13 protein-coding genes and 1 pseudogene are annotated in these 10,190 nt (G+C 45.2%); 9 read left to right on the top strand and 5 right to left on the bottom strand.

The window, feature by feature from the left end:
- Nucleotides 1–30 precede the first annotated feature (30 nt).
- Nucleotides 31–255 (bottom strand): hypothetical protein, encoded by a 225-nt coding sequence (locus tag ACED46_RS14130; protein WP_371721734.1) that lies wholly within the window; start codon nt 253–255, stop codon nt 31–33.
- Nucleotides 256–491: 236 nt separating this feature from the next.
- Here ACED46_RS14130 and ACED46_RS14125 point away from each other — a divergent pair, with 236 nt between their 5' ends.
- From ACED46_RS14125 to ACED46_RS14115, 3 genes are all read left to right on the top strand, one after another.
- Nucleotides 492–1,868, top strand: a complete 1,377-nt coding sequence (locus ACED46_RS14125; protein WP_017061520.1) for an AlkA N-terminal domain-containing protein — start codon at nt 492–494, stop codon at nt 1,866–1,868.
- A gap of 25 nt (nt 1,869–1,893) precedes the next feature.
- The gene (locus tag ACED46_RS14120) at nt 1,894–2,376 is read left to right on the top strand and encodes a methylated-DNA--[protein]-cysteine S-methyltransferase (protein ID WP_017061521.1); all 483 of its coding nucleotides are present in this window, start codon (nt 1,894–1,896) and stop codon (nt 2,374–2,376) included.
- A 171-nt stretch (nt 2,377–2,547) separates the two neighbouring features.
- Complete coding sequence (locus ACED46_RS14115; RefSeq protein ID WP_017061522.1) at nt 2,548–2,934, top strand: hypothetical protein; 387 nt, start codon at nt 2,548–2,550, stop codon at nt 2,932–2,934.
- 14 nt (nt 2,935–2,948) lie between these two features.
- Here ACED46_RS14115 and nhaD read toward each other — a convergent pair whose 3' ends face one another.
- Both nhaD and ACED46_RS14105 read right to left on the bottom strand, forming a co-directional pair.
- Entirely contained in the window at nt 2,949–4,388 is a 1,440-nt protein-coding gene (nhaD, locus tag ACED46_RS14110) for a sodium:proton antiporter NhaD (protein ID WP_371721733.1), read from the bottom strand.
- A 341-nt stretch (nt 4,389–4,729) separates the two neighbouring features.
- Nucleotides 4,730–4,906: a hypothetical protein gene (locus ACED46_RS14105; protein WP_017061524.1), complete on the bottom strand. Its 177-nt coding sequence runs from the start codon at nt 4,904–4,906 to the stop codon at nt 4,730–4,732.
- Between the two features lie 524 nt (nt 4,907–5,430).
- Between ACED46_RS14105 and ACED46_RS14100 the strand changes: the two genes are divergently transcribed.
- The 4 genes from ACED46_RS14100 to ACED46_RS14085 all read left to right on the top strand — a co-directional run bounded on the left by ACED46_RS14100 (nt 5,431) and on the right by ACED46_RS14085 (nt 8,181).
- Complete coding sequence (locus ACED46_RS14100) at nt 5,431–6,168, top strand: nucleoside recognition domain-containing protein (protein ID WP_371721731.1); 738 nt, start codon at nt 5,431–5,433, stop codon at nt 6,166–6,168.
- The gene (locus tag ACED46_RS14095) at nt 6,168–6,635 is read left to right on the top strand and encodes a YjiG family protein (RefSeq protein WP_004737023.1); all 468 of its coding nucleotides are present in this window, start codon (nt 6,168–6,170) and stop codon (nt 6,633–6,635) included. The genes ACED46_RS14100 and ACED46_RS14095 overlap by 1 nt, the downstream gene beginning before the upstream one ends.
- Before the next feature lie 626 nt (nt 6,636–7,261).
- Nucleotides 7,262–7,648: an MAPEG family protein gene (locus tag ACED46_RS14090; protein ID WP_017061526.1), complete on the top strand. Its 387-nt coding sequence runs from the start codon at nt 7,262–7,264 to the stop codon at nt 7,646–7,648.
- An 8-nt stretch (nt 7,649–7,656) separates the two neighbouring features.
- Complete coding sequence (locus ACED46_RS14085; protein WP_371721729.1) at nt 7,657–8,181, top strand: DNA mismatch repair protein; 525 nt, start codon at nt 7,657–7,659, stop codon at nt 8,179–8,181.
- Nucleotides 8,182–8,223: 42 nt separating this feature from the next.
- Here ACED46_RS14085 and ACED46_RS14080 read toward each other — a convergent pair whose 3' ends face one another.
- Nucleotides 8,224–8,859: an START domain-containing protein gene (locus tag ACED46_RS14080; RefSeq protein WP_017061528.1), complete on the bottom strand. Its 636-nt coding sequence runs from the start codon at nt 8,857–8,859 to the stop codon at nt 8,224–8,226.
- Nucleotides 8,860–8,908: 49 nt separating this feature from the next.
- On the opposite strand from ACED46_RS14080, the gene ACED46_RS14075 reads away from it, so the two are divergent.
- On the top strand, nt 8,909–9,031 hold the full coding sequence (locus tag ACED46_RS14075; protein ID WP_017061529.1) for a hypothetical protein: 123 nt from the start codon (nt 8,909–8,911) through the stop codon (nt 9,029–9,031).
- On the opposite strand, the gene ACED46_RS14070 is transcribed toward ACED46_RS14075, so the two are convergent.
- Nucleotides 9,028–9,504, bottom strand: a complete 477-nt coding sequence (locus tag ACED46_RS14070) for a YHS domain-containing (seleno)protein (RefSeq protein ID WP_017067245.1) — start codon at nt 9,502–9,504, stop codon at nt 9,028–9,030. The two genes, ACED46_RS14075 and ACED46_RS14070, sit on opposite strands and share 4 nt — an antisense overlap.
- A 110-nt stretch (nt 9,505–9,614) precedes the next feature.
- Here ACED46_RS14070 and ACED46_RS14065 point away from each other — a divergent pair.
- Nucleotides 9,615–10,069, top strand: a pseudogene (locus ACED46_RS14065) (helix-turn-helix domain-containing protein).
- Nucleotides 10,070–10,190 lie beyond the last annotated feature (121 nt).

Here is a 10,190-nt window from a genome sequence, read left to right as displayed (position 1 = left end):
TGAAGCCTTTTTTCTATCTAAATAAACAAGTTAGCTCTTAAGATCCTGTCTATGTAGGTTCATTAGATTCTCAATAGACTCTTCAAGAGAGTGTGACATGTACGAATGGATTTGATTGCCATCCGTTGCGTCAATCTCGATCATAGAAATCCCGTTGTCCGCTTTGTCTTCAAGAAAGCTTAGAGACTGCTCGACTGATTGACTGGTGAGAACCTGTTGATTTGATAAAACAATACGACATGTGTGTAGAACCATAGCCTTTTCCTTTTTATATTCGATAGGTCTCTGCATCTTGGCGTGCTAAGTACCGATCGTTGACGTTGTGAGAAGAATGTCCTCTCTAGGTTAAATTTAGTCGAATTGAATAAAATTAAAACCCTTTTTTGTGATTTATCTGACCTTCGCTTCCGAAAGTGGCTAGCGACAATGGTGGTTCACGGTAAACTTTTAGGTATCGGATCAAACGCTATGGTAAGTGGGAAGAGTACGGCATGTCGAAAAAGATCAATCACAACAGCAGCTTAACCAGTGAGCAGTGCCATTTGGCTCGATATGCACGAGATGCTCGCTTTGATGGGATGTTTTTTACAGCGGTGAAAACGACAGGAATTTTTTGTCGCCCGATTTGCCCAGCCACACCACCCAAAGAAGAAAACGTCGAATATTTTTCCCATCAAGCTCAAGCATTGAAAGCGGGATATCGTCCTTGTTTACGTTGTCGACCAGACAGCGCACCTTTTTCGCCGGCTTGGAAGGGCGTCGAAACCACTTTCTTACGTGCGATGCAGTTGATTGATAATGGCGCTCTGAATTCAGGATCTATCGTCGACCTTGCAACGCGGTTAGGTATTTCAGATCGTTATTTACGAACCTTATTCGACAATTACATCGGCGTGTCACCCAAGCAATATAGTCTGTACAGTCAATTGATGTTTGCCAAGCAGTTGCTGCACACCAGTAGCATGAGCATTACTGATGTCGGCTTTGCTAGTGGCTTCAATAGTACGCGCCGTTTTAATGATGCCTTTCAAAAAGAGCTGCAGCTTTCGCCAAGCCAAATTAGGCGAGCGAAGCCAAGTGACACTCAGAGTAATCATATTCAGCTTGGTTTTCATGGACCCTTAGATTGGAACCACTTGTTGAGGTTTTATCGACGAAGAATGATTGAGGGCTTAGAAGGCGTTGGCGAAGATTATTATAAGCGCACGGTAAATGTGAACGGGTCAAAGGGTTGGTTCAAGGCGACTTTAGCCAAAGATAACCGCTTGGATATTGAATTCGAGTTGGATGATATAAGCCAATTAAGAAGCTTGATTGCGAATATCCGCCGTATGTTTGATCTTGATGTCGATATTGCCAAGGTTGAGACGTTCTTTACGACTATCGATCCTAACTTGGTGGCTAAGAGTGGTATCCGTATTCCTGGCGTGTGGAGTGCTTGGGAGGCAGGCGTGAGAGCGATTCTAGGACAGCAAGTTTCGGTAACCGCGGCGATTGGTCAGCTTAACTTATTGGTCAAAGAGCTTTCTGATGAACATGAGAAAGCCAGCTTCCCAACACCAAAACAGATAGCGGACGCTGATGTTAGCTTCTTGAGAATGCCGGGAAGCCGCAAAGAGACCCTAAAGCGTTTTGCCGAATACATGGTCGACAATGAAGCTGAGCATCCTTCTAAATGGATTGAGCTAAAAGGGATTGGGCCTTGGACTATTCAATATGCACTGCTTCGCGGGTTAAGCGAACCTAATCATCTGTTGGTTGGTGACTTGGTGGTGAAGAAGTTTATTGAGCATCGCCCCGCCATCAACACGGAGAGTGTTTCGCCTTGGGGTAGTTACGCCACGTTCCACTGTTGGAATCAGTCTTAATCGGAATACTAAGCTAGGAGATATCATGGACAACCGTTTTACTTACTATGAGAGCCCATTGGGAACCGTGACGTTACAGGCGAACGATGAAGGCTTGCTCGGCCTTTGGTTCGAGACACATACCACCAAGCCGGAACCGTTGGGTGTTCAAGATGATAGCTTTCCGATCTTTGCATTGGCTATCGAGCAGCTTAATCGCTATTTCTCGGGCGAAGCTATTCAGTTTTCTGTGCCGATTGCAGCCAAGGGCACGCCATTTCAGCAGTCGGTTTGGCAGGCGCTGACGACCATTCCTTATGGAGAGACTTGGAGCTATGCACAACTGGCCGATGCGATAGGCAATCCGAAAGCCGTTCGTGCTGTGGGTTTGGCGAATGGCAAAAATCCGGTTTCAGTGATTGTGCCGTGTCACCGTGTGATTGGTAAAAACGGCAAACTGACGGGTTATGCAGGTGGCGTAGAACGTAAACAGCACTTATTGGTGATAGAGGGAAGAGAGCAAGACTAGCAAGCGATTTAGCCATGAGCCTGTCGAGATGCTGGCTGAATATCTCGTACTACTTAATGGTGAAGGCGAGTGGTTCTTAAAATATGACTTTGAATTAAAATCAACGCTTTCTGGGAAATATCGATTTGGTTGCATATTCTTTGACTATGTTCTCTAGGCAAGGATGCCCAAATGAATAGATTCCCCTTACTAATATCTGGCTGCAGCTCTGCATTATTGCTGACAGGTTGTTTAACTGATACCAGCCGACCTTTCGAGGTTCCACAGCTTGCTCTGTTCAAAGGTATGTATGAGAACGCAGATAATGACAGTTATCTACTTTTTGAATCCGGGCAAGTGACTTATCAAACAACGGATAATTCCGTGACTCGAACCTATCGTGTTGATGATGACTTGATCACCATTGAATTCAATTCTGGAAGCAGCCGAACTGACTCTAGACTAGTGATGCGCATTCAACAGAAGGGCGAGATGCTAACTTGCAACCAATGTCCAGCGATACAATTGAGTAACGTCTGGACACTTGTAGATAAGCCTGTGAAAGACAGTTCGAACTAGAAAAGATCTCCGAATTAGAAAAGATCGCCATTAAGCCATAGGTGTGCAGCGATACTGACGGCATAGCCAATCATGATCACTGGCATCCATTTCAAGTGGCCAAAGAAGGTGTATTTGCCATGCGCCGCGCCCATTAACGCCACACCTGCCGCACTACCAATAGATAACAAGCTGCCGCCAACGCCTGCGGTTAAGGTGATCAGTAGCCAGTTACCCATCGACATTTGAGGTTCCATCGATAACACGGCAAACATCACCGGAATGTTATCGACAATCGCAGATAAGATCCCCACCATGATGTTGGCCCAAATTGGATCCCATTGGCTATACATCACGCCAGAGGCAAGCTCCAAGTATCCCAGTAGACTCAAGCCACCTACACACATTACCACGCCGTAGAAGAACAGCAGAGTGTCCCATTCGGCATGGGACACTCTTCGAAATACATCAAAGGGCACGACTGAACCGAGTCGCTTCAATGCCCCCCCATCATTGTTGGCAATCGCCACCGCTTTTTTCTTCGCCAGTGAATTTGGTAAGGTCTTACGCAAGAAATAACCAAAGAACTGTAGATACGCCAGCCCCATCATCATGCCCATTACTGGAGGGAAGTGGAGTACGGCATGGAAAGCAACCGCAGTGCCGATGGTCATGATGAACAACAACACGATGCGTCTTGCACCGCGTTTTAATTCAACGTGCTGATGCACCGTGTCGGGTTGGGTTGTGGGAACAAAGTAAGACATGATCATTGCAGGGACGAGGTAATTCATCACTGAAGGAATAAATAAGGGAATGAATTCACTGAAGCTCACATAACCAGCCTGCCACACCATCAACGTTGTGATGTCACCGAATGGGCTGAACGCGCCGCCAGCGTTAGCGGCTATCACGATATTCACACAGGCTAGGTTAACGAATTTAGGATTAGAGCCAGCAACCTTGAGAACAACGGCGCACATCAATAGAGCTGTCGTGAGGTTGTCGGCAATAGGCGAGATAAAGAAGGCCAGAATACCGGTTATCCAGAACAGAGAGCGGAAATTAAAGCCTTTGCCTACCATCCACGCTTGCAGCGCATCAAACAGTCTTCTCTCTTCCATAGCACTAATGTATGTCATGGCGACGAGCAGAAAGAGTAATAGCTCGGCGTATTCCAGAAGGTTATGCTCGAGCGCTTGTTTGGCGACTTCAACAAGGTTGTGTTCTTGGTAGGTAAAACCAATGATTATCCAGATCAGGCCCGCTGCAAGTAGAACCGGCTTGGATTTTCGGAGTTTTAGGTATTCTTCCATCATCACAACTATGTAAGCGACAACGAAAATAGTCAGCGATAGGTAGCCAGCAAATGAACTGGTTAGCTTAAGTGGCTCTCCCAACTGAGAAGTGGCAGCGCCTGCTACCGTAGAAAAAAATAATAAAGAGAGAACAGCAGAAAGCTGGATACCTAACATGGATTACGCTCCGAAGTTAATAAGTTATTAACACGGGTAAAAGCGTAGACCTAAATAACCATGTGCAGTGTGATAGATATCTTAATAATTCAATAGATTATATAGAAAACAGTAGATTGGGTGAAAACGTGAGGTCACAGTGAAAGCCGTTGATTATAGGAACCCTGTCGTTCATAGGAAAACGGTCGATCATCGGCAACTTGTTAATCATAGAGAAATAGAGAAATAGAGAAATAGAGAAATAGAGAAATAGAGATTATAGAGATTATAGAGATTATAGAGGTTAGGGAAAAAGCCCTACCGGGTTTAGTACCGATAGAGCTTATTCGCCATTGCCAATATTATGCAGCATTGAGATCAAACGTCAGTGTTTGTTCTGCTGCACATACTTCAACAGGCCAGCCATAGGATTGGTATTCAAGCGCAAGTTTGTCCGCTACTACGCGAGATACTGTTGCAGTGATCCACATGCCTTTGCCCATTACTTGATATTTAAGCGTTCTCATTTCCATAGTCATCACCGTTCTCCTTCTATATTGGCTGCGCGAAGTCTATAGCACCTCTGAGGGCTGAAATTTCGAATTAAGCTCAAATTCTTTATAAAATGGCTCACTGTTTGCGCTTGGCTCAAAACTCAATCAACTAAGGGAAACGGTTGCGTTCTGGAAGCAAAATCACTTTTTAAGTCTCTGTATTATAATCGAATTAAAATTGACCAGAAAAACAATGTAAGAGATCTCTTACAGCATTATCAGAGATCGCACTAGGTAAAAACTTCTCACTAGAAGCCAGACTTGTGTGGCGATTGTGTGCGTTTTTGGTTGCGCTGTTGAAGCAAGATTTTTTAGTTTTGTATGTGAAATATTCTATTTTATTTAGCGTATGGTCCTGCTTTTAAATCCAAATCACAGTTTTATATGTTGCTGTGCTTCTTTTATTTAAACCGATACGCTATTTGATTTTGGTCATTAACCTTTCGCTCATTAGTTTGCACTATCTATACGTGTTCTGTTCCACATAAACGAGATGTATAGAGGTCCTTATGACTAATCCAACCAAAACCGATCGTAAAGTCACGATCGGCAGCTATATCGCACTCGCGTTCGCGATGGTGTTCTTTTCAGGCTTAATGCAGTCCAATGAATGGTATGGAGTGTTCGATTTTACAACGCTCAACGGTTCATTCGGTAAGGTCGCTTACGATGTGAGTGAAACGGCCGATGGTATTCAAGCGGCAACGACGTCACTGCGTGGTAAAGGCGGTAGTGGTGCTCGCGACGGTTTCATTTTTGCTTTGACACTTATTCCGACCGTGATGTTTGCACTGGGTATGATTAACGTACTTGAGCACTACGGTGCACTGGATGCGGCTCGTAAACTACTGACACCTCTGCTTCGCCCTCTGATGGGTATTCCGGGTAACTCAGGCTTGGCACTGATCGCTTCTTTGCAAAGTACCGATGCTGGCGCAGCGATGACACGTCAGCTGAAAGACGAAGGACATCTGACTAAGCGTGAAACCGATGTGTTCACCATGTTCCAGTTTACGGCGGGTGCGGCGATCGTTAACTTTTTCTCTTCAGGTGCGGTGCTGTTCACTCTAACCGCGATGGACGGCTCTTTAGCGGTGACATCGTCAATTGGTTTGGCTGTCGCTGTGATGTTTATCTTTAAGTTTGTCGGCGCGAATCTGTTCCGTATTTACCTCAACATGACTGAAGGCAAAGAAGACAAACCAAAATCAGACAAAGAACAAAAACTAGAAGAGGAAGTAGCATAATGAGCGAAGTTAAAGCAAAGAAACCAATGGTTACTGATATTTTCGTTGAAGGTGCTAAGAAAGGCTGGGTTATTGCGACTACCTCTACGGTACCGAATGTTCTGATGGCGTTTGTGATCATTAAGGCATTGCAGATAACGGGTGCGCTGGATTTGATGGGCAGTGTATTTGCTCCAATTATGGCGGTATTTGGTTTACCTGGCGAAGCGGCAGCGGTATTGATCGGTGCGTGGATGTCGATGGGTGGCGCGGTGGGCGTGGTTATCACGCTGTTTGACCAAGGTATTCTGAACGGCAACCATATAGCTATCTTGGCGCCAGCTATCTACTTGATGGGCTCTCAGGTGCAATACATGGGCCGTATTATGGGACCAATTGGTACTGAAGGTCGCTACATCCCGGTGATGATCGCGATTTCGGTATTGAATGCGTTTGGTGCAATGTTCTTGATGAACATTATTTTGTAACGTGACTTTGAACGGTTAGCTGCGAACAGCTTTCAGACGTTACAAAAAAGGAAACCCCGTTTGGCTTTCACCAAACGGGGTCTATTCTTTTCGTAGCCATCCTGCTACTGCGCGTTACTTATCTTTCAATAGGTAACTGGTGCTCCCTGCATCGTTCCTTGACGTGGCTAAATCCTTTAACCTATCCAATTCATCGCCGTCCTAGCGGTGTCCTTGCAAACTCATCATCCTGATAAGCGACTCTATCCTAGAGCATAACTTCCTTGCTGATAACTCATCCTAAGCCATCAAATCTTCATCCTGAAGATACCTAATCCGTTAGGCTTTTTCCTGTTCCTGCCAACTCCCTGTCGACATGTGTATTAAACACTGCAGAGGCTTTGCTCACAATCCACCCTAAGAAATAAATGTACCCACTGATCGAAAGAAATATGCGTGGATTCATACAAAACAAGGGCTTGGGTTTGTATTTTAGGAATTTTCTGCGAAGCTTGATTGTGATCTCTTACGTTCGGTGTGAGAGATCTCTTACAAGTACTCGGGTGCGATTTTCATTTTATCTCGGCGGGTGTTGTCGAACAGATAACAAAGAACACTGAGTAAACACAAAATAATAGGGAAATATGATGGTTACAGCACTTTACGCAGCCTTGCTGACGATCGTAATGATTTGGTTAGCAATAGAGGTGATCAAGCAAAGGCGAATCAATCTTGTTGCTCATGCTGATGGCGGTGTCGAGTCGTTACAGATAGCACGTTCGGCACAAAGTAATGCTATGGATTACATCCCAATCACCGTTATTTTGATGGGATTGTTAGAGATGAATGGCGCCGGTGTGTGGCTGATTCATGTCATTGGTGTGGCGTTTATTCTGGGGCGTGTGATTCATGCGAAAGGGATCTTAGCGAAGAACTTCAAAGGTCGAAAAGTGGGTATGGTGTTAACGCTTATCTGCATGATCTCTTTGATTGTCCTAAACTTAGCTTACCTACCTTTTGATAAAATGTTCTAGGGAGCATTATGGCGTTGCGTCTTCCTCCTGCTTGGGCGATTGTCCTCGCAGGCTTGATACTCAACATCATGGCGATTGTCATGTCGAGCTTGGTGCTCGATAAAATTGAAGCTGAGAAAGCGGAGTACAACGATCGCAAATACGGCAATGTGTACTCAATACAGCTTGCTTGGAATACGATTGAAACCCTAGAGCGCAAGCGTGAAGCGATTTTGATTCACCTTGATAAACTAGAAACGGTGCAGCCGACCACGGTTCTCGACGAAGCACTGCGTGGGCAACTTAGGCGTTGGGTGAGTAGCGAAGTGCCAAGTATCTCTTTGGCTCACTTACCGAAACTGATGATGCTGATAAACAGTGCACAAGAAGCGCAACGAACTCGAATCGATGATTACTATTTGGATAACCTGACCTTGGTTGAGTTAATCCAAAGGCTTGATGATAAAATGGCTTTCTATAAGAACATCGCCCTGTTTCTTCAAGTATTTGGCTTGGCGCTTATCTTAGCTCGCGACCTCGCTAGAAGACCTTAATCTTTAACCTTAATGCCTCCATTTACTTATCGACTTGTATCGTTAGCGAGACTCATTTGGCAGGTTAGGGTGCTGTTGCCCTTGGTACTTTGGTAACTGTTCTTTTAGCCCCTTAAACGTGCTCAGTGCACTGCCTATCGATAACTTGTTCATCAACCAATTTGGCAAGATGCCCCCTGCGTTCGCATACGCGGTGTAGGTGATGTAGGTATTGCCATTAGTCAGCGGTTGCAGTGTCCAAAGTGCGTCCACATCGTAGATTCGAATGTACCCCGACTCTTTCGCCAAATAGTTCGACGCATCCTTTATCGACAAAACAAACTGCCCACCCTCGATGCTGTATTTTGAGTAGGTCACCATGTCTCGATCTCTGGCAGGCCACGGTGCTTTGAATTGGGTATAGACGATGTTTTCATCTTCAGATATCTGCATCAACACACGGCTTTGCGATACATTATCTATCCAGTTTGGCACGTTCTCACTGTCTTCCAATAACAGTAAAAAACCGGAGTAAGTGGTGGGCGTTTGCATCTGTGCTCGTATTTCGACCAAGCCTTCGCTGTGTGGCCTTTTATCAATCATGATGCCATCTTCACTTTTGACGAACTGCCATGGGTTGGCATAAGTCAGTGTCGATAGGGCGCAAAGGCCGAGTACCAAAATCTTAGGTAATGTCATTATTCTTCCATAAAAAGAAAAGCTTATCTGCTAGGAGTATAGAATAGAAATGGACTTAGTAGGTGTTGCCAATCGCTTTGGGTTGGCCTCTTTGGGGAAAATCCCAATGAAAACGGAAGCGTTCGGTCGCTTCCGTTTTATTCTTGGGCAATGGATAAGCGCTGTAGGCTAGAGCTTATAGGCTTCTACGGTTTTGATGGTTGTCCAGTTGCTGTTGGCGTCTTGGATGAACTCTTGTGTATTCTCCAGCCAGCGTTTCTGAACCGATTTGTCTAAGTTCAGATACAACTTTCCATCTTCCACCTTCCAAGCGAGAGGGTCGGTTTCAAACTTCTTACCCATGGCTACTCCAAACGCGCAGTAACCGCCATATTGAGGGGCATAGGCTTCTGGATTGGCTCGAAATTCATCTCTGTTTTCACTGCTCGCAAAGTTATAGATCGCATTCTTATAGGTCGCTGTGAACTCAGATGTGCCTTTTACTGGACCTTCATTGGCAAAGTAAGCGACAGGATCATAGCCTTTAATTGCGAGGTTATTGCTGTCGACACTCATATCAAGGTCTGCTGCCATTAACGAAAAGCTGGTGCCTAGTAACGCGGCCATTAGAGTGATTTTTTGACTGGTCGATTTCATGTGTGACATATCAAGTTCCTTGTCAGTGTTGGTTATCTTGTTTGAAATAATTTAGCCCACTCGTCCGGTCTATAGAGGGACAAAAGAACTAAAAACTAAGCGAATCGTTCGGAGGATGCATGGATCTGCTTTCACAACTAATGGAACACTTCTCGATACGCACTGGCGTTTTCTATTCTGGAAACCTGTGTGGAGTATCGTCATTTAACGCGCAACAAGGTAAAGAGGGCCACCTTCATGTATTGAGCGCGGGGGAGTTGAGCTTGTCTAGCGCTCACACGGAACACAGGCATTTGTCGCAGCCTTGCATTGTTTATTTGCCGAAATGGCGTCACTGGCCGCGATGTCTCGCACTCAGTTTATTGAAGCGTTCAAACGGGAAGTGGGTGAAACGCCGGGAGATTATGTGCAAAAGTGGCGAGTCTCTGTTGCTCAATCTCTGTTATTGCAAAATAAGCCGATCAATTGGGTCGCTGATGAAGTGGGTTACAATAGCTATTCAGGATTCTCACGTGCTTTTCAACATGTTGCCGGAGTGTCGCCGCGCCTTTGGCTAAAGCAAAATGCGTCGTGAAGCGCTGGCCATCCCTACCTGCAATATGGCTATTGGCATCAGGCTGGCCTATGTTTTAGCGGAAATTGAGCGTAGTTTGTTCATTTCTCGAATGACGGTGTAAAAAGGTGGACTTTATTAG

The sequence above is a fragment of the Vibrio sp. 1S139 genome (assembly GCF_041439475.1).
Lineage (GTDB): Bacteria > Pseudomonadota > Gammaproteobacteria > Enterobacterales > Vibrionaceae > Vibrio > Vibrio crassostreae_C.
Note: the sequence above shows the minus strand (reverse complement) of the source record. Positions and strands in the feature narration are given on the sequence as shown.

Coding starts and splice junctions, on each gene's coding strand:
- ACED46_RS14130 (WP_371721734.1), bottom strand. CDS start 255: ATGGTTCTACACACATGTCGTATTGTTTTATCAAATCAACAGGTTCTC.
- ACED46_RS14125 (WP_017061520.1), top strand. CDS start 492: ATGTCGAAAAAGATCAATCACAACAGCAGCTTAACCAGTGAGCAGTGC.
- ACED46_RS14120 (WP_017061521.1), top strand. CDS start 1,894: ATGGACAACCGTTTTACTTACTATGAGAGCCCATTGGGAACCGTGACG.
- ACED46_RS14115 (WP_017061522.1), top strand. CDS start 2,548: ATGAATAGATTCCCCTTACTAATATCTGGCTGCAGCTCTGCATTATTG.
- nhaD (WP_371721733.1), bottom strand. CDS start 4,388: ATGTTAGGTATCCAGCTTTCTGCTGTTCTCTCTTTATTATTTTTTTCT.
- ACED46_RS14105 (WP_017061524.1), bottom strand. CDS start 4,906: ATGACTATGGAAATGAGAACGCTTAAATATCAAGTAATGGGCAAAGGC.
- ACED46_RS14100 (WP_371721731.1), top strand. CDS start 5,431: ATGACTAATCCAACCAAAACCGATCGTAAAGTCACGATCGGCAGCTAT.
- ACED46_RS14095 (WP_004737023.1), top strand. CDS start 6,168: ATGAGCGAAGTTAAAGCAAAGAAACCAATGGTTACTGATATTTTCGTT.
- ACED46_RS14090 (WP_017061526.1), top strand. CDS start 7,262: ATGGTTACAGCACTTTACGCAGCCTTGCTGACGATCGTAATGATTTGG.
- ACED46_RS14085 (WP_371721729.1), top strand. CDS start 7,657: ATGGCGTTGCGTCTTCCTCCTGCTTGGGCGATTGTCCTCGCAGGCTTG.
- ACED46_RS14080 (WP_017061528.1), bottom strand. CDS start 8,859: ATGACATTACCTAAGATTTTGGTACTCGGCCTTTGCGCCCTATCGACA.
- ACED46_RS14075 (WP_017061529.1), top strand. CDS start 8,909: ATGGACTTAGTAGGTGTTGCCAATCGCTTTGGGTTGGCCTCTTTGGGG.
- ACED46_RS14070 (WP_017067245.1), bottom strand. CDS start 9,504: ATGTCACACATGAAATCGACCAGTCAAAAAATCACTCTAATGGCCGCG.